A 24,066-nucleotide genomic window follows, 5' to 3' on the forward strand; every position below is an offset into this window, starting at 1 on the left:
GACGACCTGTGCTGGTATGACATTGGCATCGGCAATAACGACCTGCATCCGGGCCGGGGCCTGCTGATATTGGGTTGCCGGTGGGGCGGGAAGGCATATTCCCCCGGGGGAAGCCGCAAACTGATCGGGGGACGATCAATTACCCCCGGGGGAGACCTTGAACTGGTCGGGGGACGACCAATCGCCCCCGGGGGATGGCGTCAGAGGCCGGTTGCTTGCTGTTGCGGAACGGGGGAAGCCGTGCCGGAGCGGCGGGCGCGACGATACTGGCTGTGATAGCCGTCCAGGCGCGCCGGGTTATCCCAGAACACATACTCGCCACAGGCACGGATCTCATCCACGGCCTCCTTCAGGTGCGTATACGCCTGATCGCGGATCACCCGGGCGCTGCTGCCGTGGGCTCGCTCACCGTTCACCATCGCCAGCAAATCCGCCATGTCAGCGGCGGTGGAGGCGGCCAGATCCAGCGCCTGCGCATCCACACCCACCGCCAGCAATGGCTCCGCATTGGCGCGCCCCAGAATCGCAACGTCGTTCAAATCCTGAATCATGTCCACATGTCCGGTGCCCTCAGCAATGTCCGACACCCGCTTCAACAACGCATCATCCCTGCGGTAGGCATAACGCATGGCACGCAACATCTGATCGCGCAGGGCATAGGCGGCGGGCGCTTCCTGATCCCATTGCTGTTGCGCCTCCTCGCGGCCAAAACGCTCCTTGAACCACAGGGATTCAGCCTCGCGCAGGGCGCCAATGCGCTGCGGTAAATCCTGCACCCAAGCCCAGGGCAGGCCTGCGCTCTGCAAGGTGGTTTTATCCTCCTGCGCCCAGTGGTAGAGGTTTTCCGCCTCCTGCAGATAGGCTTTAACGGGAATATTGGGTTTCTTGAGGGTGGCGGGATCAATGGCCTCGATCAGCGCCAATTTGGCAGCATAATCCGTGCTACTCATGATTTAAGTCCTTTTGATTGGTTGGTAATGGTTTGAATGAATGCCCCGTCGGCGAATGAAGCTGGGCCGAAGCTGGAACCGGGGTTCGTTTATAGAGACAGGATTGGGGTTAAGAATTAGGGGGTTAATAATTGGGGAGTTTACGCGCAAACGTCAACATGAACGCCACAGCCACCACGCTCGCAGTCGCGCTCTACCTGCGTATAATGAGTGCAAATCAGTCAAGGGGTCTTATTTCTATGCGCAAGACAAAAATTATCTGCACCATCGGCCCGGTCAGCTCCTCCTATGAGGCACTGGAGCAGTTGGCCCAAGCGGGAATGAACGTGGTTCGCCTGAATATGTCCCACGGTGAGCACGAGGCCTGTGCCAAAGTGATCAAAGCCATACGTACCCTGAACCGCAAGCTGCATCACCCCATCGCGGTGCTGATCGATACCCAGGGGCCGGAAATTCGCACCGGCGATCTCAGCAATGAATTGGATCTTAAGACCGGAGACGTGATCTCGGTGGTGGCGCGGGGCGTGGAAGATGTGGAAGCCAGCTCGATTCAGATCAATTACGAGGATCTGATTCATGACGTGAGTGTCGGCGACAAGATCACCGTGGATAACGGCCTGATCAACCTGGAAGTCTTGAGCAAAGAAGAGCGTTTGATGCAATGCCGGGTAGTGGATGGCGGTGTGCTCAAGAGTAAACGTCACGTCAACCTGCCGGGTATTCGCGTTAACCTGCCCGCCATCACAGAAAAGGATCGGCGCGATATCGCCTTTGCGGTGGAGCAGGAAGTGGATTTTATTGCGTTGTCGTTCGTGCGCGGTGCCGATGATATTGCCGAGCTGAAACAACTGCTGGGCAGCAAGGCAGACAAAATCAAAATCATCGCCAAGATCGAAGACCAGGAAGGGGTGAACAATCTTGACGCCATCGTTACTGCCTCTGATGGTGTTATGGTGGCACGGGGTGATCTTGGTGTCGAAATCGATTTTGAACGCCTGCCCCAGGTGCAGCGGCAGATCGTGGCGGCCTGCGCCGTGCAGGGCAAGCGGGTTATAGTGGCGACGCACATGCTGGAATCGATGATATCGAGCCCCATGCCCACCCGTGCGGAAGTGACCGATGTGGCCAATGCGGTGTACGAAGAAGTGGACGCGATTATGCTCTCCGGTGAGACCACCATCGGTAAGTACCCCTTCAAGTGCGTGGAGGTGCTGGATCGCATTGCGCGAACCATCGAGCCCAATCCGGGGCTGGCCTTTACCGACAAACTGCGGCTTGGCAATGACAAACAGGAAATCGCGTTGGCCGCGGTGAATCTGGCCGAGTCGATTCATGCTGCCGCCATTGTGGTTCCCACCAGACGGGGCCTGATGGCCAATTTGGTGGCCAACTGCCACCCGCGCAAGTCCATCATTTGCGCCTTCACCAATGACAGTCGTACCCGCCGCCATCTGGTGTTAACACGCAACGTGCTCAGCTATCGCATCAATTTCAGCTCCGATCCGGAAAAAACGCTGGCCAACGCCGCACGCATTATGCTGAGCCGTCAGGAGTTTTCGCTGGACGACAAGGTGGTGGTGATTTCGGATGCCTTATCCGGAGCCGGTATTGAAGCGATTCAGATTCGTACGCTGCGGGACTGGGATTCGGCTATAGAGCAGCAGGCTCCATAATTGGGGAGCCTTGAAACCACTTAAAACTCTTATCAAGAGCTTTGTGTCACATTCGATTCGACGCGCCGCCAGGACATCGCGTCGTGCATCGTGATCCTAATCGCTAGTGATACACTGTATAATCCAGTGTTCGTTTTGCTCTGACCTGAATTATGTCCGCATATCCTGTATTACTCGTCATCGGCTACGTCTGGCCGGAACCCGCATCCTCGGCGGCGGGCAGCCGCCTGCTACAGCTGATCCGAGCCTTTCAGCAAGATGGTTATCGCGTGGTGTATGGAACGCCTGCGGAGGCCAGCCACCATGCCTCTGATCTTGCATCGCTGGATATCGAGGCCGTGACACTGGCGCTGAACTGTGCCTCTTTTGACGGATTCATCCGTGATCTGAACCCAGATGTGGTGATGTTCGACCGCTTTATGATGGAAGAGCAATTCGGCTGGCGCGTTGAAGAGCAATGTCCGCGGGCATTGCGTGTGCTGGATACCGAAGATCTTCACAGCCTGCGCCATGCCCGCGCCGCTCAGCTGAAACGGCAGCCGTTCAGCATACCGCTTATTCCTGACATTGAATTCCGTCACAGCGAACTGGCCATGCGTGAGGTTGCCGCCATTCTGCGCTGCGATGTGTCGCTGATGATTTCCACAGTAGAAATCGACTATCTAACGCGCTTTTTTCAGGTGCCGCCCACTCAGTTACAGCATGTACCGTTTATGGAAGAGATGACGGATGCACACAGCACCGTACCGTTTGCACAACGGGCGCATTTTATTTCCATCGGTAATTTCCGTCACGATCCCAACTGGGACGCGGTACGTTATTTAAAAGAGACTTTGTGGCCATTAATCCGCCAGCAACTGCCACAAACAGAGCTGCATGTTTACGGCGCCTACCCACCTAAAAAAGCCACTCAACTGCACAACGAGCGCAGCGGTTTTCTGGTGAAAGGCTGGGCCCCCGACGCGCAACAAGTGGTGCGTCAGGCACGGGTAATGCTGGCCCCGCTACGCTTTGGTGCAGGCCTCAAAGGCAAATTGATTGATGCTGCCCGCAATGGCACGCCGGCAGTCACCACTAGCATCGGTGCTGAAGCGATGTACGGTGATGATGACCCGCCATGTACTCTGGTGGCCAATACGCCAGAAGCGTTTGCTTCGGCTGCAGTCGGTTTATATCAGAATGAAGATCAGTGGCTGCCCCTGCACCATAATGGCTTACGATTACTGGAGCAGCGCTTTTCATTTGCCACCCACGCACCGCGTTTGATCCAGCGGATTACTGAGTTAAGGGCGATGCTGGATGAGCACCGGAAGGCGCACTTTTACGGCCAAATGTTGCGTCACCACAGTTTGAAAAGTACGCGATTTATGGCTCAGTGGATTGAAGCCAAAAATCGGTTAAAGAAAAATGACTCGGAATAAGCCATGGGAAATGCACAGCAGCAAGGCGGGGTATTTTTTGGAGCAGTTGGCGGCGGTGGAGGGTAGGTTGTTGGGGGTTGGGTGAGGGATCTTGGGCAATCCTGATTCGACAAGATGATTGATCAAACTGCAATCGATCACTATACTGGTTAGGTAAATCATTGGGGATAGAAGAGTGGGATGACTAAGGATTTAGCGTACCCTTTATTCGTAGTATCAATCATAGCGTAGCTGCCTATGCAGTTGAATCAGCAATGTGAAATCAAAGAAACGCAATTCCATTGGAAGTCTGCTTTCGACCCGAAGCGGACTTTGGAGCAATATTCCTTTTAGAGTAATAAAAAGATTTATGAATATTAGAGCTGTATTCATTGGTATTAATAAACACAAAGACAGTGCTATCCCAGAATTGAATGGTGCTTCAAGGGATGCAACGGCTCTTTGGGCAATGTTTATGGATTCGATAGATGGCTTATCGTCACGATTGCTAATAGATGAAAATGCTACGCATCAGAATATTCAAGAAGCTATTTTGGGTGAGTTATCTTCTGCTCAAAAGGAAGATGTATTAATAATTACATTTGCAGGTCATGGTTCACCCGATGGTAGGCTTATAGCTTTTGACACTGATGGTACTAACTTACCTGATACGGCTATTTCAATGGCTGATCTTGCATACTCATTTCAAGAAACTAAAGCACGCGCTGTTTTATGCATCTTAGACTGCTGTTTTAGCGGGCAGGCTCCTGCAAGGGTTCTTGAAACGGAGGCGCGACCAAGAAATGCTTTTACCTTTTCAGGAATATATGGTGAGGGACGCATTTTGTTAGCAGCTTGCGCGGAGAATGAAGCTGCTTGGGAACAGCCTGGAACTGGACATGGAATTTTAACCTTTGCGGTAATGCAAGCTCTTCAGAAAGAAGATGGAGGCAACATTCAGTTTCCAGATGTAACAGGAGACATTATTCGTTCGGCTCGAGTGGAGGCAGACCGAATAGGCGTTACTCAAACCCCTGTATTTCTGGGTGGTGTACAAGGTGGGTTAGTTTTTCCTGCCCTTCGGCGCGGGGAGAATTATAACGCAGCCTTTCCCGCCATGCCTACGCAACAACTAAATGGGGACTTTGCAGAACTAGAAAATTATGGAGTTTCTCCTGAGATTGTTTCTCAATGGACCAAGAGATTTCCTGGAGGCCTGAATGATTTGCAGCTAACCGCAGTTAATGAGCACGGTATTTTAAATGGCCGCTCTTTACTTGTAGTGGCGCCAACAAGCTCCGGTAAAACCATGATTGGAGAATTGGCAGCTATACAGGCTGTTCTCCAAGGTAAAAAAGCGGCTTTTTTGTTGCCTTATCGTGCTCTCGTAAATGAGAAGTTTGAAGAATTTAGAGAGCGATATGAAGCTGCAGGACTTCGAGTTGTAAGATGTAGTGGGGACGCGTCAGATGGAATAGGACCAGCATTAAATGGGCGTTACGATATTGGATTTTTTACATACGAAACTTTTCTTAATATGGCGCTTACCTCATCAAGGTTGCTTAATCAACTGGGCGTGGTGATTGTAGATGAGGGGCAGTTCATTACTGATCCCAATCGAGGCATTACAGTAGAATTAATTTTTGCCCTACTATTACGTGCTCATGATAGAGGTATAACACCGCAGTTATTAGTCCTTTCTGCAGTTATTGGAAATCTAAATAACTTTGATAGTTGGCTTGGTCTTCCCGTTTTAATCTCCCGCAATCGTCCTGTTCCGTTAATAGAGGGTGTATTAGACAGGCGGGGAACATTTCAGTTTGTAGACGTGGACGGTAGTACAAAGCAGGAGTCTCTGCTGTTGCAGCATGATATCGTTCAGCGTCGCGACAAGCCTAGCTCACAGGATGTAATTGTTCCTTTGGCTAAAAAGCTCGTAGGGGATGGTGAGAAAATTATCGTATTTAGAAATGTGCGTGGACCTGCCCAAGGTTGTGCAAAATACCTCTCTCAAGAACTCAATCTTGAACCAGCAACATCAGTACTCGATGCTCTTCCTACAAGAGATTTGACTGCTTCATCACAACATCTTCGAGACTGTTTGGAGGGAGGAACTGCCTTTCACAGCACTAATCTTTTGCGTGGGGAAAGAGAAGCTGTAGAAAAAGGCTTTAGAGATGCTAACGGGAATATTCATGCTCTTGCAGCAACGACAACGCTGGCGGCAGGTATAAATACTCCTGCTTCAACTGTGATTTTGGCAGAAAATGAATTTAAAGGTGAGGATGGAAGGCCGTTTACTGTTGCTGAATATAAGAACATGGCCGGAAGAGCTGGGCGTTTAGGTTTTAATGAAACCGGAAAAGCAATTATCTTGGCTGATACGCCAGTTGAAAGGGCGCAACTATTCCAAAAATATGTGATGGGCATGCCGGAAGATGTAGCGTCGTCTTTCCAAGATAGAGATTTACCGACATGGACATTGCGGCTGCTTAGTCAGGTACGTGGTGTTCGTGCATCTGAAATTTCCAATCTTTTAGTAAATACATTTGGCGGTTATTGTGCATCACGAGAAAATCCGCAATGGCTGGAAATCATACAGGCTAATGTAGATGAGTTACTAAACCGAATGATCAGCGCTGGTTTAGTAGAGCTTGAAGGTGAAATTGTTCATCTCACTTTGCTCGGGCACGCATGTGGAGCTTCATCTTTGTCTTTTGAGTCCGCTTTGCGATTAGTTGAGTTAATGAATAGTTTGGATATTGAACAAGTTCCCCCAACTCATGTTTTAGGAATTATCCAGGTTTTAAATGAGTGTGACGCATTATATACCCCAGTTATGAAAAGAGGGCGCTCTGAAAGTGCAAGATTAAATAATGTTTCTGTACGTTACGGCCAGGAAATGACAAGGGCCTTACAGCGTTACTGTTCAGATGAAATACAAGTGTGGCAGCGTTGTAAGCGTGCGGCAATCCTTTGGGATTGGATAAATGGAGTTGCTGTTGAAGAGTTAGAGCAACAATATTCATCAAATAATCCATGGCAAGGGACTATTAGCTATGGTGACATAATAAGAATAGTGGATGGAAGCCGCTTTCATCTAAGATCAGCTCACCAAATATTAACGGCCCTGTTTCCTGAAAATGCTGATTTTCTAACAGAGCTTGATGAATTGTTACTTAGATTGGAATTTGGTTTGCCTTTAGACGCTCTGGGTTTGACAGAGTTGAGAATACCCCTTGAGCGTGGACAACATCTTGCTCTCTATAATGCTGGATACCGTACTCAAGAAGATATAGACAATCTTTCAGAACAGCAACTTTCAGAACTTGTGGGAACAGTAGCTACGATGCTACTTTTACCTGAAGATGATAATCCATGAATGGCAAATTGAAGATTTATTTCTTTATAAAGCCAGAAATACTGCTTGCATGACTAAGTGCTTTTTTTCGGATGGCGTTATGACTACTGGTTTGTTAAATATCATGGAGGTCGCTTAGATATAAGGATGAAAAAAAGCGATTGGACAAATATCATAAATACTACCCATGCATCTGTTTTCGGAGACGTTTCGAAAAAATCGGTGTTTTTGGCTCTTATAGGGAGAGGCTATTTCCCAAGACAATTACCGCCGCCATTTGCCACAGCTAGCTTTGCCAATTACGTTGAAAGCAACCCCGATGAATTCAAGAAACTTTTAATTGATGATTTACACAAAGGAGGTAGACTGAAAACTGCTGAGCTTTGTCGATTTAGTTTAGCACGGCCTGGACAGTTAAGGCGTATTTTAGGACTACCCAATCCCACGTTTTACTATCTTTTGTCACTCATTTTGGCTGACAACTTTAATATGTTTGAATTCGAGAATGATTTCATTTCTCCTGACTACTCTATGAGTTTTCCCAAATTTGAAGAAAATGAACAGATTAGAGCGTTTGAATTTTTAAACGATTGGGATGAAATTCCGATACGCAGGTTAAAGGAGCGAGCGAAGGGACGTTACTTAGTAAAAACGGATATCGCACGTTTTTTCCCTTCTATATACACACATAGCATACCTTGGGCACTTCACGGTAAGAAAACTGCTAAAAAAGATCGTTCAGCTAAGTTAATAGGTAATTTTATCGATTTACTTATACGCAGCAGCCAAGACGGACAGACTTTGGGAATTCCCATTGGTCCAGACTCATCGTTTCTTATTTCAGAACGAATTTTACTTGAAATTGATAGTGAAATATTCAAGCAAATAAAAAATAGGTCTATTGGTTGCTTTCATTGGGTTGATGACTATGAATTTGTTTGTCTAAGCCGAGATGACGCCGAATATTGTTTATCTGTATTGCAGCAGGCATTACAAGAGTATGAGTTAGAATTAAATACGTTAAAAACACAAATTTTGGAATTACCTGAGAATGTGCAAGACCCCGAAGTGGCGCAGTTGAGAAATTTCAAATTTGAGAATGAACCAAACGTTCGTCAGCTTCTTGAATACTATGATTTGGCATTCACGTGTTTCAATAAGCATCCCAAAGGTACCTTAAAATACGCCATTAAACGCATTCCTGACCATGACTTTTATCATGAATCAATTTCGGATTTTATGGTGCAGAGCATGATGTTGGAGCCTGGTGTTATTGAGGCTGTTTTTGTTTGGTTAGCGAGAGCAAATCGTATTAATGATGTTGACAAACCTACATTTACGCAATGCTTAGCTCATATCATTATTGAGCATGGTAGATTAGGGCATGCAAGTGAGGTATCGTGGGCAATCTGGGGCTTCATATTACTAGAGCAAGAAATTCCCGAAAAAGCAGTTTATGTTCTCTGTAATATGGAGGATTCTGTTGTTTTATTACTTGCTCTTGATGCTAAAGAAAAAGGATTGCTTAAAGGTAAGGATTTAGAAAATCAGATAGAAAAATTACTAGATGACAACAGCTTGTTTGGAACACACTGGCTACTTTCGTATGAGGCGGCAGTCCATAAATGGAGGTCTGCTGCAAGTGTCAATAAAGAGAAACTATTTAAATGTTTAAAAGACAATGGCGTATGTTTTTATCAATCTCAAGACATTGAGGAGTATCAGAAAACCATGAAAAATTGGGAACCCTATAATCCCTACGTTGATATCGATGTTGATGTCGATGAATTCGATGCGATTGATCCTAGCGAAAATTGATGAAATAAAACGTAACTGATTAGAGCTACTCAATGTCCGCTCCTGGCCGCTATCACTTTTAATAGAACAGTTTCAGGTGAGAATACCCTCGGTGTTTGTTGAAAATCAGAGCCTGGTATATAGTGTTTCGCGTGTGGTCTTTTTTCATGAGTTTTAAGGGATGTATTGTGATAGTTAAACCGAAGAACGTCATCATTAGCATAAAGCCTGAATATGCATTCAAAATCATCTCCGGTGAAAAAACAATCGAATTGAGGCGTAAGTTTCCCATAGACGCTGTTGAAGGCGGTATAGCTCTTATATACGCATCCAGTCCCATTAAAGAAATTATCGGGTATGCCATTATTGAGAAGGTGCGAGAATATCCAATCGATACCCTATGGAAGAAATGCAGCAAGAAAGCTTGTGTTACTAAAGATTTTTTCTATTCATATTTCGACGGTACAGATAGTGGTTTTGCTTTAAAGCTAAGAGAGCCCGTTGAATTAAATGAACCTGTACATATAAATCGCATGCGGGATGAGTTTTTCTTATCCGCCCCTCAATCTTTCCGCTACGCACCTGATAGGGTATTAGACTGCATCGCTGCATGAGTGGACCCAAACTATTAATTGATACAAATATTTTGATTGGTCTTGAAGACCATAAAAAAATCGTATCGACTTTTTCCACCCTCCATAAAAAATGCCAGCAACACGGCGTTCAAATTTTTATCCATGAAGCATCCAAAAAAGATATTGAGAGGGATAAAGATGCTGAGCGCCGCAAAATTATCCTTTCAAAGATTGATAAATTTTTATTATTAAACGGCATAGACATTCCTCCGGTGCATGAACTGGAAGCGACTTATGGAGCCATAAAAAGCCCAAATGATCTTGTGGACGTCACTCTTTTGCATAGCCTGCACGATGTTGATGCTGTCGATTTTTTAATTACGCAAGATCGAGGTCTTCATAAGCGCGCTCAGCGAGTAGGTATTTCAGGTCGTGTTTTTAGGATTGAAGATGCTATTGTATGGCTTAGAGATACCTATGACCGCATCAAGGTATCACTACCGTATATTGAGTCCAAACAATGCCATCAAATTAATAAAAAGGATGATATTTTTACTTCGCTGCGAGAGGATTATGAAGGTTTTGATACTTGGTTTCATGATAGCTGCGTCAAAAACCATAGAGACTGTTGGACTATTATTTTCAATGATGAGATTGCCGGGATCGCGATTAGAAAGGATGAAAGTTTCGATGATTTGAAAAAGGATGTCCCTTCATCCGAGTCACACTTTACAGGCGCGCCGAAAAAAATCTTAAAAATATGTACCTTTAAGGTTAAAGACCGTTATCGAGGAGAAAAGCTCGGCGAGCAATTGATCAAGCAAGTGCTTTGGTGGGCACATAAAAACACTTATGACTTCGTATATTTAACTGTATTTCCCAAGCATAAATATTTGATCGATATGCTATTGCAATACGGATTTGAAACTATTGGCCGGACAAAAGGCGAGCTTTACTTGGGTAAAACGTTTATGCCTGATTTGCTTAAAACATCTAAGAGCACTGATCCGTTATCCTACCATCGACAATATTACCCTGCATTTCTTCGTGGCGAAGAGGTGTCAAAGTTTTTAATTCCGATTAAAAGTCCATATTATGAAGTTCTTTTCCCTGAAAATGTCAGTAAGAGACAGAAAAGCTTTTTTGACGACAGTCCAGATATCCAAATCAACAAGGTTCCAGGTAACACCATTAGAAAAGTATATTTATGCCAATCTGGTATTAAGTCTATCCAAAAGGGCGACATTTTATTGTTTTTTCATCTAAAGGATGAAAATTCATTTCATTCCCAGTCGTTGGTGACAGTCGGTATTACCGATGGCTTTGACATTACATGCAGTCATGAGGAAATATTAAAACTTACCGCGAAGAGGTCGGTGTACAGCCAAGAACAATTAATTGGTTTTACAAAGAAAGATACTAAAGAAGTTAAAGTAATTAATTTCTTGTTGGCGGGACATATTAATCCAGCAATTCTTTATGATCGTTTGTTGGAAATAGGCATCAAAGGCCCATATCAATCAATCCGAAGTATTTCACACGAGCACTTTCAGATTTTGGAGAAGGAACTTATTCTAGATGTCAAAACAACATGAAATTGTAGTGGTGGCTGGGCTGTCAGGCGTAGGAAAGTCTCACTTAATAAACGAATTGAAGAAAAGTGACAGTCAGTTCGTTCATTTTTCAGCAGGTTCTTTAATTAAAAAAGGACGCAACTTATCTGATAGGGATGAGCTTCGTTTGTTGGGAGAGAATGAAATCCTTCAAAACCAATATTTACTCGTTGACCAATTGAAAGAAGAACTAGAGTCGTTATCGGATAGAAACATAGTATTATTTGATGCTCATATGGTGATTGATTCCGATGAATCTATATTGGAAATTCCTTTTGAAATATTTGAAAGATTAAATCCGTCAAGATTAATTTTATTATGCTGTGAGCCTGAAATGATATTGTCGAGGAGGGAAAAGGATGGCTCACGATTGCGTCCAATACGCTCGAGGGTATAAAAATAACTGTGTAACTGGCAGTTCATAATCATACTGGAACCCTATCACCATAGAGAATGATGAACTGATTTAGAGCTGCTTTCCAGTCCCGAATAGGCATAGTCCATTTTTTAGCGACATTACGCAACCCCAGATAAAGCAGTTTTCGTATGGCCTCATCATGAGGGAAAGCTCCCCGGCCTTTAATCACTTTGCGTAAACTGTAATTCAGTGACTCTATGGCGTTGGTTGTGTAGACCACCTTGCGAATTTCCGGCGGGTAATCAAAAAATGGCGTCAGACGCTCCCAGTTGCGCTCCCAACCAGGAACAATAGCCGAGTACTGAGTACCCCATTGATTGTCGAAAGCGGTCAGTGCTGCTCGTGCGGCGTCCTCAGTTGGCGCCGTGTAAATCATTCGAAGTGAAGCCGCTACGGCTTTGCGATCTTTCCAGGACACATACGACAGGCTATTGCGAACCTGATGCACTATACAGAGTTGAATACGGGTTTCGGGATAAACGGCTTCTATGGCTTCAGGCAACCCTTTCAACCCATCAACACAGGCGATAAAGCAATCCTGAACTCCTCGGGATTTCAGTTCATTGAATACGGTGAGCCAGAACTTTGCACCCTCGGTATCGGCTAGCCACATACCCAGAAGCTCTTTCTCTCCCAGCAGGTTGATGCCAAGAGCCAAATAAACAGCCTTGTTGCGGACAGGCCCTTCTTGCCGGGATTTTACAAACAAGCAATCAAAATACAGGATGGGATAGACTGGATCGAGCGGTCGCGCCTGCCAGGCTTGCACGTCCTCTAGGACACTGTTGGTGACGTTGGAAATCAGGGTGGCAGAGACTTCCGTGCCGTAAAGCTCAATCAGTTCATCCTGAATCTCACGGGTACTCAAACCACGGGCATAGAGCGCAATAATCTTTTCGTCCAACCCTTCCAGACGGCGCTGTCGTTTGCGTACAATTTGCGGTTCAAAACTACCGTTACGATCTCTGGGAACCTGGAGGTTAAGTTCTCCATCGGTGGTTTGCAGGGATTTTGATGTACGGCCATTGCGGGAATTGCCACTGTTTCGGCCACTGGGATCATTGGCTTCATAGCCCAAGTGATCTGTGAGTTCACCTTCGAGAGCAGACTCCAGTGCTCGTTTTGTGATCTCTTTGATCAGGCCTTGTTGACCCAGAAAATCCTTGGCATCGCCTTTAAAATCCTTAAGTAATTCATCTAACAAGGCTTTCTGTTTTTCCGTTAAGTCAGCCATCTTGTTACCCTCCTTTTGAGGTATAAGATAACCACTTACACAGATTTTTTTACACCCTCATACGCTCAGTTAAAGAGCTCAATAGCCAACAAGAATTATCTCGTAAACTGGCTGAAGAATATGCAGCTAGGTTATCCATACCGTTTTCTTCCCTAACTTCGGATGGCATCGAAATTTTCAGAAAAGAGATATTTTCTAGGAGCTAATAGGATTATCAATGTTCGCTTATGGCCAAAAGCAGTCTTCCCACTAATTAGTAGGATTCGAGTGCTTTTTTCGCAATTTTCCAAACTTCACTTTTCAAAAAATCATGCCTTTTCTCATCATGTTCCGGTAAACGCCAATATACGTCATTGAAATTTCCCATCCCACCGTAGGCCCCCAGAACTTTCCTATAAGATTTCTCATACTTCCCATCAATATAATATTGCTTTGCAAGGTTAAACCATTCTGCCCAATTGTCAGCTTCAGCTTTTCTAAGCAGTGCTATGAGTTCTTCCAGCTTTTCTATATACATAATCACAGCCATCGGAGATATTTTAGAGCGGGAAGTCAACAATCAGGTCAAAGTAAGGAGAAATTACGAGGTTCTGATACAATGCAATCAACAATCTGCACCAGTGTGGTGTTGCACCATTTTGATGCCAAGTATACCTGACAAGCTCTCCCCTAGTCGAACGGCTGATCCCAACAGATCGCCTCGAAACACATTGGCAGAACATAAAGCCAGATAGTTGTTGTTACACAGGCTATCGTACAAATATACGCAGATAAAACCGGGGCCTTTTCCGCGAGTTGCATAAACAATCTCAACATGACCATCACCTGAAAACGGCTGACTTACATATCCAAGTCTATTTCCCATAAACATTTCATTTTCGAAGACTTTTAATAGATACCAACCGGGGCCAGTCGATTGAAGCTCACAGCTGATATTTTCAGGTATATCTGAATAGTCTTTCTTGTTTGAAAGGTCAATGCTGGTAGGAACTCTGATTTTCATGCGAAACACTATCTTTTATATGCAAAAAGAACAAATATCTCTATATAACTCTTGGTGAGCAAAGCTTAACGAAACCCTACTTTTTTTGGTGTTCTCGTCAACCGTATGAAGAAGCCACTTTCCAGGTGGAAATCGCCCTTCTTTTTCACATTCGTCAATGACACTCAAACACTCTTCCATTTCCTCAGAGTTCACATACTCTTCTATAAGGATCCGCATGTATTCAAATATCTGAGTACGTGTACGATATTCCATATTTACAACTCACTGGCCTACTATAATTTAAGTAACTTTGATATTTGATACTAATGCACTGAGCCTCCCTGACTAGCTATTAAGGCTAAGGCCATAGGCCTTATTCTATTTCTATAAATAGCTTTCGATCATTCGCATCCTTTAGCAACTGTTCAATTATTTTCTTTTTGACTTAGGAGAGATCGTCTTTTTCTTGGGATCAATCCATTCATTCATACTATTCTCATAAACCAAAAAATCTGGCGATCTATGACCAGGGAGAAAAGCTTCACCTAGAATTCTTACAACACTCTCTTCTGTTTCCATCAGAATATGTCCTTGCGATATCTCCTTAATCATAATAATAGACCTCTGAGCCTCCAGTATTTTTATCTTTATCATTTTTGCAGCAATGTGTAACATCTAAGAGACTGACGAATCTTGAGGGATCTTTCGTATCATGGCTGACGTTAATGTTTTTGAAGAGCACGGTGGTATCCTTCATATTGATACAGGAACAGCATTAATCACTTTTTGGCCTCAGCAAATAGAAACGAACGAAAATTCTGACGTGGTAATTCGGCCAATTTCCGTGCAACTACGACTAGATGATAGCGACAAGCAAAAAGTTTCAAAATTCGCCTCACCCAAAGACACCAGATACTTCAAGGACAAGGCACGGTCCAGCATTACAGACATTGCCTATTCTAATCTTGCAAAAGAAGAAAAATCCATGCTACTAAATGAGCTTAAGAAAGAGATTACCAATTTAGAAAAGAATTTATAGTTCTCTATAAGGATCTGGCACTTCAAACTGCTTGTAGTTTTCATAGTTATTCTTTATATCTTCTGCCTTTTTCGTTAAGTATTCCTCATCCATCGAATCAAGATTCAGTTTAAATGCCCTCGAAAAGTCCACAAAGCTATGGCCAAATGGGATTGATATTATGTATCCGTCTCCTGAATCATAGACGCAATAAGCCCAATTCTTTTTTGCAACGATATCCATGCTAGCTAAGTTTTTTTCCACTTTTTAGGTCTGTGACGACATGATTTCCACTGTTTAATTTCTTTGCAGAAATTACAGCTTCATCCTCACCCTTAGGTAGTTTTCCTCCTGGCAATCACTCCAAAGATGAGCGAAGCATTAAGCCATGTACTAGATGCAGGAAATGCTTCTGCACATCGGGCTTATTTTCCTAGCCGGGAAGATCTAATGACATGCATAGAGCTCGTTAAGCACTTGATACACGGAATTTATATCCTACGGTCCGGCGTAGAAAAAGTGGCAGGGAACATTCCTAAGCGAGGTGAATAATTAACTAACGAAATAAAAAATTAATACTTAATGGTTTTAACTTTACATCCATTCCTTTTCAGTAAGCCTATAAAATCTCTTTCACTAGAAATTTTGGCTAAGGAAAAATCTACGATATATTTCTTAAACCATTCAGAGTCTGTTTCTTTGAATATGTCTTCCCATTGCGAAACATCAAATCCATCCAGATTCAAAGTTCCACCCATAAGGCCATGACCATATCCTTCTTCCAATAATATTTTCTTTGCATCAAAGGAATAGGCAATTAGTTTTGGCCACACGGAACTGTTGGATTCATTTGCACTCCTTTTGTCAACTTCTGCAATCACATAGTATGTATCAGACACCACTACTTCTCCGGCAAAATATCTACATTATCAAAATCTATTTTTCTACTATCTGCATGCAGCTGAACTGCACCACCTTCCCCATATTGCGGATACGCTTCTGCAAATGGCTCCAGTTTGGTTTTAACGTCATCCCCCTTCCAATAGGGAACCCTCGCCTGGACCTCTTTGTTCTCAAACAATTGCAGTGTATCAAATTCTCCTCTGAGTCGCGCATCACTCCAAGAGCCTTTACTATTGGCGTCCGGCCCAATTTCAGGGCCTTTTACCTGGAAGGCTTTTCTGGCTTCAATACCCGTATCGTACTTTTCAAAGCCAAAATATGTAGTCGGCGCAGATTTATTCTGAATGGTCATTGGAGCAAATTTATTTACAGTGCCATCGTCGTTCTCATACCTCATATACCTGTATCCAGTTGAAGGCAATGTTGAGTCGGGGCCACTAGGTCCAACATAGAAATCCGGCTTAGTCTTCGACAATTTTTCTGAATCTTGCACAGACAGACCCTGTGCTCGATACGCTTTATATCTTTCATAACGCTCTTTACAAACCATCCCCAGCGGATCAACCCACCCACTCGGATTCGGCGCATACTGATAATTATTTATCCCCCCCAACAACCCAATCGGGTCCTGCTGGGTAAACTGCCCTGTCCCCGGATCATAATACCGGAACCGGTTGTAATGTAACCCGGTCTCTTCATCCCAGTACTGGCCCTGAAATGCTCGATGCTTTGATTAGGCGGCAGCAGGCTTCTTAAGAATTACAATTCCGACCAGCGACGACACATTACGAAAGTAGAGCAGAGTCGTACTAGTGTCGCTTTTTAATGAATAACTGTGAATGAGCGTATCAGGCTCAAGCCTGCCTAGTGCATCAAACAGTTCTTCAATCCCAATCACATCAATGCCCGCATTTTTTGCACTAACAATGCGTATTTGGAGCTCCTTAATTAAACCAAATGCCGAATAAATTCCTGGCTTCTCGCTGACTAACCTTAAGTTAGTCCTATCGCCAATATCTACGGCAACATTAGCCGACAAAACAATATCTATAAGCTCATCTTTGGTCATGGTTTATAAACCTCAATATTGCTACGAGAGCCTTGCAGTAGTACTTCCTGCTCATTCCATTCATCCGGCGACCACTCCCATTTCCAGCCTGCCCCTTCTGGTGGCGCCCCTGTCGGCACTCTTAACACTACACCACCATCGCCGTATTTTTCTGCGTGTTTAACGGCTGTAGCAGGATCTCTTGTCCATGATGTAAATGGACTGTTTTCTGCGTGACCGCCAGCATTATGCATTTCAGGAGTGGCCGAGCCATTTATATTTCCAGGTGCTACTTTCCCCTGCAAAGCATTTTCATAATCAGGGTGCCCCGCATGTATGCCTCTATATAAGTATTTTCCTTCCTCGTGAGGCGGCAATTTTGCAAGCTCGGCAGTCGTTATCGCTGTAGATTGCCTGCCTGAATTTTCCCTTTCACAAGATAATCCTAACGGATCAACCCACCCACTCGGATTAGGCGCATACTGATAATTATTAATCCCTCCCAACAACCCAATCGGGTCCTGCTGGGTAAACTGCCCTGTCCCCGGATCATAATACCTGAACCGGTTGTAATGTAACCCGGTCTCTTCATCCCAGTACTGGCCCTGGAACCTCAAATTGTTCTCAACAGCCTCCACATCCTGCCGCAGCACGTTGCCATACACGCGGTAGCGTGCGCTCCAGACGATCTGGCCTTCCCAGTTGGTCATTTCCTGGGGGGTGCCCAGGTGGTCCAGGTGGTAGAAGTAGCACTGGTTGTTTTCGATAAAGGCCAGGGGCTTGAAGCTGTTGGGTTCGTACAGGTAGAGCTTGTCGATCCGGTTGCGCTGCTCGCTGAGCAGCACGTCGCCGTTCCACAGGAATGTGGTTTCGCCGAATTCATCCTGTTTGCGGATGCGGCGGCCCAGGGGGTCATAGGCGTAGGTGACGGTTTGGGTTGCCTGCCCTTGTGTAAGAGATCCTCCGCTCTTTTCCACTTTGATCAGCTGGTTCTGGCTGTTGTAGTGGTAGCGGGTTTGCAGTGCGCCACCTGTGCCACGGCGCTCTTCGATCAAGTTGCCGCGCGCATCATAGGTGAAGTGGCGGTTGCCGTGGAAGGCCAGGCGGTTGCCTGCTGTTTTGGCTTGCTCGCCCTGGCCGCTTTGCGGGCTTAAGATGTTGCCCGCCGGATCAAAGTCGAATTGTTCCTGGGCGTAGCCTTCCACGGTTTTAAGCCTGTCCAGCGCGTCGTAGTGGTAGCGGATCTGGCCTTTGCGCAGGTCGTCGATTTGGCTTAGGCGGCCGGCGCCGTCGTATTGGTATTGGCGGTCGATGATGGTTTCGCGGCCCTGTTGGCCTTGCACCCAATGGCGAGTAAGGCGGCCTGCCGGATCATAGTCAAACCCGGCCTGCACCTGGCCCTGGGTGCGGCTGATTTCCTGCCCGTGCTGGTTGCGTTGCAATTGGGTAATACGGTGGCCGTTGTAATCCAGGGCGGTGAACTGCCCGAAAGGATCGTACTCATAGGCCAGTTGTTGGCCGCCGGGCAGCACGCTGCCGATGCGGTTGCCCAGGGGATCATAGCGGTGTTCCAGGGTGGCTTGATCCTGGGTTTCGGATTGCAGTTGGCCGTTGGGGGTGTAGGCAAAGGCCAGGGTGCGCTGGCGGTTGCCGGCGCTTTCCAGGCGGCCGTTGGCATCGTAACCGAATACGGTGTCGTGGCCATCGGGGGTATGTTTGTGCAGCAGGCGGCCCATTGGATCCCGTTCGAAGCGGGTGGTGTGCGCCGCGAGGGTGTCGTCGTTATCGTGCAGGCCTTCGATGTGCCGCCCTTCAATATGAGCTGTAAGCTGCCCCAGCGGGTTGTATTGGTATTGCTGCACGCGGCCATCAAAGCCGATCTCTTCTATCAGGCGCTCGCAGGCGTCGTATTTCAGTTGGTAGTGTTCGCCGTTTTCGTTGGTCAGCCCGATCAGGTTGCGTTCGCGGTCGTAGTGGTAGTGCAGGCTGTTGCCGGCCGGATCAATGCGGCGTTTAACCTGGGCCAGGCCGTCGTATTCAAAGCGGGTTTTACGGCCTAAGGGGTCGGTGTATTCGGTCAGTTGGCGGTTGGCGTTGTAGGCCAGGCTGGCGCGGCTGCCATCGGGGTAGTGGATGGCGGTGACATCGCCCTTGGCGTTGTGTTGGTAGCGGGTGGTGTGGTTGCCCTGCTCCACCCGGGCCACGTGGCCCTGTTGATCATAGTGGTAGTGGGTGGGCTCCACCGTGTGCCCGTTGTGTTCCAGGGCACGGGTCAGCAGTTGGCCGCTGGGGCTCCAGGCCAGAATCTGTTTTTGCCCGGCCTGCCCCGGTGGGGCCGGGCCGATGATCAGTTCCGGCAGGCCCTGGGGGTTGTAAAAGTATTGGGTTTGGTTGCCTTCGGCGTCGGTGGTGGTGCTCACCAGCCCATCGCGGTTGTATTCCCGGCTCCAACTGTTGCCCACGGCATCGGTAAAGCACAGGGGGCGGTGCTGTTCATCGTACAGCAGGGTATAGCCGCCGCCGGCCGGGTCGGTGTGGCCGGTGGGGTTACCCACATCGTCATAGTAAAAGTTGTGTTCAAACCCCAGGGCATCGATGGTTTTGATTTTGCGGCCGCAGCGATCGTAGTGATGATGGGTGCTGTGGCCCAGGGGATCGGTTTCGCGCACCACGTTGCCGCGCCGATCGTATTCCACTTCGGTCACGCCGCCGTTGGAATCGGTGCTGCGGGTGATGCGGTTTTGGGTATCCCATTCAAAGTGGTAATCGTAGGTGGCCACCCCGCTGCTGCCACCCGTGGCATCCCCCCACTGGCGCAGGCAGCGGGCTTTGGGGGTGAGCTGATCCCAGGCAAAGTAAAAGTTAAAGCCGGTGCGCAGGGTGCGCTGGGTGATGATGTGGTTCTGGTAGGCAAAGCGCTCGGCATCGCCACCGGCATCTTCCACGGCGATCAGATCATTGTCGGCGTTGTAGTGGTAGCGGGCCAGGGTTTGGTGGTGGCCGTTATGGCGGCTGTGGATGGCGTGGATCAGGCCCGGCCCGCCGGTTTCGAATTCCAGCACGCTGCCCCAGCTGGCTTCCATGCGTTCGATCTGCTGGGTGGCCTCGTTGTAAAAGCAATCCCAGCGGTTGCCCACGGTGTCCATGAGGGCGGCCAGCTTTAAGGTGCCCGTACCCACAAAGAGTTTGTCCGGCTGGCCCGGTTGTTTGAGGTAGAACACGGTGTGCCAGTCGCGGTGCAAAAACAGGCCCTCGGCGCTGTTGCTGGTGAACTGGCCGATCTCGGGCACCGGCAGTTGGATCTGGCGGCCTTCGGCATCGTGGTAAAGGATGGCATCATTGCCGATCTGCAGGGTTTCGCAGGTGGGAAAGGTCCACCCATGGCCCAGGCCCCGGTTGCGGGGGTTGCTGGTGCGGTACAGGCGCTTCCAGGCGAGGGGGATCAGGCCGGGCAGGGTGAAGTCTTCCTGTTCCAGCAGTTCCTCGCCGGTGATCTGGCTGATGGGTTCGCCCTTGGTGCAGGTTTTACTGGCGGGCTGGCACAGATCGCCGTTGCCGTTGCGGCCGGTTTGGTTGCTGTCGCCGGCGTGGCTGCTGTTGTGGGGGCGGTTGCTGCGGCTGCCCGGCAAGGTCATTTGCTTGTTGCTTTTGGTGGTGCCGTTAAAGCTGAGTTTGCCTTTCACCCGTTTTAGGATGGGCACCAGTTTTTCCAGCAGCTCCATCACCTTTTTCACTGCCTGGCCACCCTTGGCCAGGGCTTTGGCCCCCATGGCGGCGGCGCCGGCACCCCCAGTAAGCGCCCCCAACACGATGCCCACCACCAGATCACTGCCGGCGGAGCCCGCCATGTACACCTGATCCACGCTGTGGTGGGCATCCCAGTAGCGCCCGGGGAATTCGTACAGCAGGTCCCGTACTTCTTCGTCCGAGAGCAGCAAAAACAGGTTTTCCATGGTCTCCATGGCGCCATCGGCCAGCTCGGCGCCGTTGGCCCGGGCCTGTTCCAGCTTAGTTTGCAGGGTTTTGATGTCGCCACTGACAATGCTGCCCCACACATCGGCATAGGCCATGCCCATCTTGGCCAGAATGGCCCCGGCCTGGGTAATGAAATCCACAAATTCGGTGGCCCCATCCCACACCCCCTGGGCGGCGGCGCCGGCGTAGATCACGCCTTTCATGATGTCGGGGGTGTCTTCCCAGGCTTGCTCTTTGTACACCGCATCCTGCTGCACGGTGGCCACGATGCTGTCTAAGGTCTGCTTCAGCTCTTTGCGGATCTGTTCGGCTTCCTGCCGGTCGGCGGCGTCACTGTCGGGGTTGAAGTGGATCTCCAGCGGGCCCGCCACCAAGCCTTCCACGTGGGCCTTGCCCTCGGCATCGGTGGTGCCGCGCTGCCTGATGGAGGGATCTTTCTTGCACACCACTTCAAACGGCATGTTGGCAATGGGGGTGAGGTAAAGATCGTCGTAGCGGTAGTGCAGATCCACCCACTGATCCGCCGCCCGACATTTAGGGATGTGTACGCTGATGCCGGAGCGGGAGGGGGAACTGGAGCGGGATTGGTTGTCGTCACCCATGGGGTACTGAGTCCTTGCGCAGAATGCCTGCTATAAAGACAACCGGGGCGTTAAATGAGGCAGGAAAACGGTTGGACGAGGGTATTAAGCATTTGCCACAATAAGGTTTGCCAGCTCGGGATTTCTCAAGCGGCGCCGATACGATTGAGACACTTATAGGGCATTGGGGCAATACATGAATTTCTGGAGAATCGGCTTTGTAACCGGATTCACCGCGTTCGTCATTTTGACGCACTTCTACATCAACGATTACTGGATCACCACACTGGCATCCGCCCTTGGAATTATCAGCCTGTCGTTAAATGCCCTGTTCAGTACCACTTCAAGCCATCCGCACGGCCTTATGGTGGGCGGTATCCAGAAGATTCTGAGCATCGGTCATTATGCAAAGGCCGTCACCATCACACTGTGGGGCCTCTCATTCGTTGTCGTTCTGTACGGAACGGGATACCTACCCAACAGTCGATACCAATTAACAGGGTACGTCGAGAACGTTCAGGGGGAGTTAATGCCATCGTTCTCTCTAACCTTTACCAGCGGTGAAAACGCAACCCGATTGGTAACCGATAACAACGGCAAATTTATCATTAGTGCAAAGAAACATCAGATATCCGCTGATCAGGCTGTGCTGTCCTGGAAAGCCCACGGTAAACCATTCGATCTGCCGCTTTTGTTCACGAGTTTTACCTCAGGCAAGGAACTGAATATTCGTTTGCCGGCGGGCGAACCGCCTTTTCGTGTCACTTATTACACCTTACGTGGAATCTTGCTGAACAGCTTGGTGCTGGGTGGAGATGATCCCTACTGGGACCGATTGTTCAAGGGCAAATACCATATCGTTCAAAACGACGTTTACCGCCAGGCAGCGGACTTTTTGAACGCATACTCTGAGCCGTTATTTGGCTATATCCCCGAGGGAGAGTTAGTGAATTACTCGTCTAGGGATACCCAGAGCAGCGAATTTATCGAAAAGGTTGGCAAGGCTTATCTGGCTGGCACCGACAGAGAGCCGACCATTTATCTGGGGGTTGATTCACTTTTCGGTGACCTGCACAACGTCATGTTAAGATCCAACCAATGGCCAGAGGGATTCTACACCGACTGTCATTGGACCGATGACGACGTGAGCCATACTTACATTCGACTCCCCACCCTGTATCGACCATTGACCAACGCAGACCTGAAGGTCGCGGTTACCAAAGCCAAATACGACTCTCATCTGTGGAAATCCATTCAACACATCACTGAAGGACAGGTACCGGAGAATTTCATGTTGATCAGAGCCTCTCTGGACGAGGCCCACGGCTCTTTTTCGGTAAGTGCGCTTTTGAGAGAACTGGAAATTCAGATTATGGTATTTGAAAACACTTCCTCAAGCCCAATCAGGGTGGCAGCGCTGCACGCAAAACTTGCTGATGAGGCCCTGCGGCCCGAGGCGGAAACCCAGCGTGTCTATTCAAAGAAGGAAACTATGATAGCTTCGTTTCCTGATTTTCAAATTCGGCCTGGCGAAAAGGTGGTTGTACCTCTGTCTTTAGGTTTCACCTATCTCCATAATCCCGCTTTAACCGAGTCACGGGATTCCCCTGCGTGTGGCCCGGATCAAGCGGCAATATACAAGCGCATGGTAAAAGAAGATCGTATCTATTACTGGGATGAGTCACATACCATTTATCATCACCCCGAGCAAACCGATCCTGATGGCTGGATTGAAGAACACACGCCAAAAATCCGCAAAAAATCATTTCCTGAAATGGCGCACCCCTACCTTGAAAAGACGTTCCATTACGGTATGAGCCTGCAGCCTGTATCGGTGGACATCAAGGGGGTTAATTACACAATCAGGCAGTTCGATCCGGATAAAATAGGTCTGTATGCGGGGCTAGATGAAGGCAGTTGCCCCTTTGTGTATGCATTTGATCAGCACACCCATAAGTGGAAGAATCAAGGTATCACGTTGCCTTACGCCCTGGGTGAACACGCCAAAACCACCGCAACAACGGTTTTGCAGGTATTTGACGGCAGGATCAAGTTGGTGGAACACGAACCCGAAGTGTCATACATCGACAAGGTAGAGCTGGAAATAACCACCCGTGATGGACGCTCCATTCGCATACCAGCCATGGATGTTCGATTAACGCATGAGGATGCAAACGAGGTGATCATTCAACGTGGAGAAGAGCTGCTGGTGGAGTTTGATCGAGCGATACCGTTACCGGAAACAGTTTCGCAATATGCCGTTAAGGTGACGGGTTACTATCTTCCCTTTGGTTCTGCGGAATATTTTCAAAAGCACCCGAATCTAAAGATACAGCCCGATTACGATTTATCACCATAGTCCGCCACCGGGGGATTCGGTGTTCGATGGATTGGATGAATTATCGTCGCCCAAGAGGGTATAGAGACAGGCGGAGCATTAATTGGGAACAGTAATTGTGAGATGAATGGCAGGTTTGACCGATTCCGAATGTAGCAAAGTCACTTTACATACCCCACGATCAGGTTCGTAATAAA

20 protein-coding genes and 1 pseudogene are annotated in these 24,066 nt (G+C 47.9%); 10 read left to right on the forward strand and 11 right to left on the reverse strand.

What is annotated here, in order from left to right; translation table 11 throughout:
- Positions 1-200: 200 nt before the first annotated feature.
- A complete protein-coding gene (locus D9N13_RS23650; protein ID WP_290594592.1) occupies positions 201-950 on the reverse strand; it encodes a hypothetical protein in 750 nt (249 codons plus the stop codon).
- A 239-nt stretch (positions 951-1,189) separates the two neighbouring features.
- Here D9N13_RS23650 and pyk point away from each other — a divergent pair, with 239 nt between their 5' ends.
- The 7 genes from pyk (at position 1,190) to D9N13_RS23685 (ending at position 11,766) form a co-directional block, all read left to right on the forward strand.
- Entirely contained in the window at positions 1,190-2,623 is a 1,434-nt protein-coding gene (gene pyk / locus D9N13_RS23655) for a pyruvate kinase (protein ID WP_290594598.1), read from the forward strand.
- 152 nt (positions 2,624-2,775) lie between these two features.
- A complete protein-coding gene (locus D9N13_RS23660) occupies positions 2,776-4,044 on the forward strand; it encodes a glycosyltransferase (RefSeq protein WP_290594604.1) in 1,269 nt (422 codons plus the stop codon).
- Positions 4,045-4,300: 256 nt separating this feature from the next.
- Positions 4,301-7,405 (forward strand): DEAD/DEAH box helicase, encoded by a 3,105-nt coding sequence (locus D9N13_RS23665; RefSeq protein ID WP_290594619.1) that lies wholly within the window; start codon positions 4,301-4,303, stop codon positions 7,403-7,405.
- Between the two features lie 126 nt (positions 7,406-7,531).
- The gene (locus tag D9N13_RS23670) at positions 7,532-9,202 is read left to right on the forward strand and encodes an RNA-directed DNA polymerase (protein ID WP_290594625.1); all 1,671 of its coding nucleotides are present in this window, start codon (positions 7,532-7,534) and stop codon (positions 9,200-9,202) included.
- Positions 9,203-9,348: 146 nt separating this feature from the next.
- Positions 9,349-9,795, forward strand: coding sequence for an ASCH domain-containing protein (locus tag D9N13_RS23675; RefSeq protein ID WP_290594630.1), 447 nt, complete (start codon positions 9,349-9,351; stop codon positions 9,793-9,795).
- Positions 9,792-11,351, forward strand: a complete 1,560-nt coding sequence (locus tag D9N13_RS23680; protein ID WP_290594635.1) for a GNAT family N-acetyltransferase — start codon at positions 9,792-9,794, stop codon at positions 11,349-11,351. Before D9N13_RS23675 ends, D9N13_RS23680 begins: the two co-directional genes overlap by 4 nt.
- On the forward strand, positions 11,335-11,766 hold the full coding sequence (locus D9N13_RS23685; RefSeq protein WP_290594638.1) for an ATP-binding protein: 432 nt from the start codon (positions 11,335-11,337) through the stop codon (positions 11,764-11,766). Before D9N13_RS23680 ends, D9N13_RS23685 begins: the two co-directional genes overlap by 17 nt.
- A gap of 28 nt (positions 11,767-11,794) precedes the next feature.
- On the opposite strand, the gene D9N13_RS23690 is transcribed toward D9N13_RS23685, so the two are convergent.
- The 4 genes from D9N13_RS23690 to D9N13_RS23705 form a co-directional block, all read right to left on the reverse strand.
- Positions 11,795-13,021, reverse strand: coding sequence for an IS256 family transposase (locus tag D9N13_RS23690; RefSeq protein WP_290594639.1), 1,227 nt, complete (start codon positions 13,019-13,021; stop codon positions 11,795-11,797).
- A gap of 253 nt (positions 13,022-13,274) precedes the next feature.
- Positions 13,275-13,538 (reverse strand): DUF6966 domain-containing protein, encoded by a 264-nt coding sequence (locus tag D9N13_RS23695; RefSeq protein WP_290594640.1) that lies wholly within the window; start codon positions 13,536-13,538, stop codon positions 13,275-13,277.
- 87 nt (positions 13,539-13,625) lie between these two features.
- On the reverse strand, positions 13,626-14,024 hold the full coding sequence (locus tag D9N13_RS23700; RefSeq protein ID WP_290594641.1) for a hypothetical protein: 399 nt from the start codon (positions 14,022-14,024) through the stop codon (positions 13,626-13,628).
- Positions 14,025-14,435: 411 nt separating this feature from the next.
- Positions 14,436-14,681, reverse strand: coding sequence for an Imm74 family immunity protein (locus D9N13_RS23705; protein WP_317622548.1), 246 nt, complete (start codon positions 14,679-14,681; stop codon positions 14,436-14,438).
- Positions 14,682-14,718: 37 nt separating this feature from the next.
- On the opposite strand from D9N13_RS23705, the gene D9N13_RS23710 reads away from it, so the two are divergent.
- On the forward strand, positions 14,719-15,045 hold the full coding sequence (locus D9N13_RS23710; protein ID WP_290594643.1) for a hypothetical protein: 327 nt from the start codon (positions 14,719-14,721) through the stop codon (positions 15,043-15,045).
- Here D9N13_RS23710 and D9N13_RS23715 read toward each other — a convergent pair.
- The gene (locus tag D9N13_RS23715) at positions 15,040-15,267 is read right to left on the reverse strand and encodes a hypothetical protein (protein WP_290594644.1); all 228 of its coding nucleotides are present in this window, start codon (positions 15,265-15,267) and stop codon (positions 15,040-15,042) included. The two genes, D9N13_RS23710 and D9N13_RS23715, sit on opposite strands and share 6 nt — an antisense overlap.
- Positions 15,268-15,381: 114 nt before the next feature.
- Between D9N13_RS23715 and D9N13_RS24375 the strand changes: the two genes are divergently transcribed.
- Entirely contained in the window at positions 15,382-15,576 is a 195-nt protein-coding gene (locus tag D9N13_RS24375; RefSeq protein WP_411268210.1) for a DUF4145 domain-containing protein, read from the forward strand.
- Between the two features lie 20 nt (positions 15,577-15,596).
- Here the strand turns inward: D9N13_RS24375 and D9N13_RS23720 are convergent, their stop codons facing one another.
- The 5 genes and pseudogenes from D9N13_RS23720 to D9N13_RS23740 form a co-directional block, all read right to left on the reverse strand.
- Positions 15,597-15,923 carry a hypothetical protein gene (locus D9N13_RS23720; protein ID WP_290594645.1) on the reverse strand — a complete coding sequence of 109 codons (327 nt, stop codon included), beginning with the start codon at positions 15,921-15,923 and terminating at the stop codon, positions 15,597-15,599.
- Between the two features lie 2 nt (positions 15,924-15,925).
- Complete coding sequence (locus D9N13_RS23725) at positions 15,926-16,420, reverse strand: hypothetical protein (protein ID WP_290594646.1); 495 nt, start codon at positions 16,418-16,420, stop codon at positions 15,926-15,928.
- A 54-nt stretch (positions 16,421-16,474) separates the two neighbouring features.
- Positions 16,475-16,645 (reverse strand): annotated as a pseudogene (locus D9N13_RS23730) (RHS repeat-associated core domain-containing protein); the annotation flags it as partial.
- Between the two features lie 15 nt (positions 16,646-16,660).
- A complete protein-coding gene (locus tag D9N13_RS23735; protein ID WP_290594647.1) occupies positions 16,661-16,996 on the reverse strand; it encodes a hypothetical protein in 336 nt (111 codons plus the stop codon).
- Positions 16,993-21,552, reverse strand: coding sequence for an RHS repeat-associated core domain-containing protein (locus D9N13_RS23740; protein ID WP_290594648.1), 4,560 nt, complete (start codon positions 21,550-21,552; stop codon positions 16,993-16,995). The genes D9N13_RS23735 and D9N13_RS23740 overlap by 4 nt, the downstream gene beginning before the upstream one ends.
- A gap of 163 nt (positions 21,553-21,715) precedes the next feature.
- On the opposite strand from D9N13_RS23740, the gene D9N13_RS23745 reads away from it, so the two are divergent.
- Positions 21,716-23,890: a hypothetical protein gene (locus tag D9N13_RS23745; protein WP_290594649.1), complete on the forward strand. Its 2,175-nt coding sequence runs from the start codon at positions 21,716-21,718 to the stop codon at positions 23,888-23,890.
- The last annotated feature ends 176 nt before the right edge of the window (positions 23,891-24,066 follow it).

Source organism: Ketobacter sp. GenoA1 (assembly GCF_003671475.1).
In the GTDB taxonomy this organism is placed as follows: Bacteria; Pseudomonadota; Gammaproteobacteria; order Pseudomonadales; family Ketobacteraceae; genus Ketobacter.